This is a genomic window from Bacillus salacetis (assembly GCF_003581585.1).
Classification (GTDB): Bacteria; Bacillota; Bacilli; order Bacillales; family Bacillaceae_B; genus Rossellomorea; species Rossellomorea salacetis.
Window position 1 is genome coordinate 1 of sequence record NZ_QXIR01000079.1, and the last position, 1,499, is coordinate 1,499.

The 1,499-nt window shown below is 38.6% G+C and carries 1 protein-coding gene; it reads right to left on the reverse strand.

The features are described from left to right. Window positions 1-139: 139 nt before the first annotated feature. Complete coding sequence (locus tag D3H55_RS23600) at window positions 140-1,336, reverse strand: IS110 family RNA-guided transposase (RefSeq protein ID WP_119549768.1); 1,197 nt, start codon at window positions 1,334-1,336, stop codon at window positions 140-142. Between the last annotated feature and the right edge of the window lie 163 nt (window positions 1,337-1,499).

Below are 1,499 nucleotides of genomic sequence, written 5' to 3' on the forward strand. Positions count from 1 at the left end.
ATTATACCAGCTAATATAAGTCAATACTTTTTAAGTAATCATACTAAATCAAAGATGGTATAATAAAATTGTGCATGACAAAGAAACTTCAAGATCTTAAATTGAAGTTTTTGTAAGTTGTGTAATTATTTGTATTGGTTTATGGATTATACATTTGCTTATGTTTTAATATGGCATAAATCCAATGCCATAGCTTGTTGGCGCAAGCTATGATGGCTACTTTGTGAGGCTTGCCCTCACTTCTTTTTTTATCATAATACTCTCGGATTCTTATGTTGCGATTATTGGTTAGTCCGCACTGTACAGCCGTATAGAGGGTCTGACGGAGTTTCGTAGAACCTCTTTTAGTAATCCGGTTAATCGAAGCCGTAAACTTACCAGATTGATATACCCTTGGATCAAGTCCTGCATAAGCAACTAGTTTCTTGGGATGACTAAACTGCGTTACATCGCCTATTTCTGAAATGAGATTCGCTGCTATTTTAGTACCTATTCCTGGGATTGATGTTAGAATTTCATATTCCTCAAACTCCGTCGCTAACTTATCAATCTCTTGTTCTAGTGCGTTTAGAAAGTCACGTTGTTGAAGAAGCATTTGAATATACATCTTTAATGTAATCAAGTGGCTGTCATACAACGTTTTCTTAAATGGATTTCGTTCTGCTGCTTGTTTTAACTTCAAAGCTTTTTCATAAAACCAACCATTCGATCTTTTTCCTCCTAGACCACCCATCTCCTTAGCTAATTCATCCGATGGAACCTTTAATACCTCATGAGAAGTAGGATAGAGGAGTAAAGTTTTTAAGGAAAGAGGTGCGTATAAATTGCTATAAACCCCTTTGTATTCAGGGAATATCTGATCCAATATTGTTTGGAACTGTAGTTTCAGCTGTACATAGTTACGTGTTAAAGAATCGTGTTGCCTACATAGATTCCTCAAATTCATCGTTTGAACACTTTTCCTTTGATAGGCAACTAAGTCCTCTTTGTAGTACATCTCGCACAAATGTTTCGCATCGGCTGGATCGGACTTCACTTTTCGAAGACTACTTTTTTTCGTTTCGTAAGAAACAACGGGATTCACTAAGTAGTACACAATCCTTCTTTCCTCAAGATACTGTAAAACGGGTTCATGATAGTGCCCAGTGGACTCAAATACAATGACAGGATTTGAGTCAGCGTGTAGTTCCAGCTCTTTATAAAACATAAAAAAATCACGTAATCCTCTGGTATCATGCTTGAATTTAAAGGTCTTCCCGAAGGGTTGCTTTCTTGCCAGGAAAGCTTGAACTTGGCTTTCTCCTTTTGCGACATCCAGGCCAATCACTGGATCCATACGTTATCACATCTCCTTTTTGTAGATTGTCGGTTGCCCCTGTCTATCTTGTAGTGTCATAGCTTCGCTTGTTATGCGGGGTCTATGCCCCAACCAGCCTCAAACATGTTTCTACAAGTAGGGGGTGGACAGTATAACGGCCGGGATCAAGTCCCACGGGCAG

Excerpts from the sequence above, each read along its gene's own strand:
- D3H55_RS23600 (WP_119549768.1), bottom strand. The coding sequence starts at position 1,336 with ATGGATCCAGTGATTGGCCTGGATGTCGCAAAAGGAGAAAGCCAAGTT.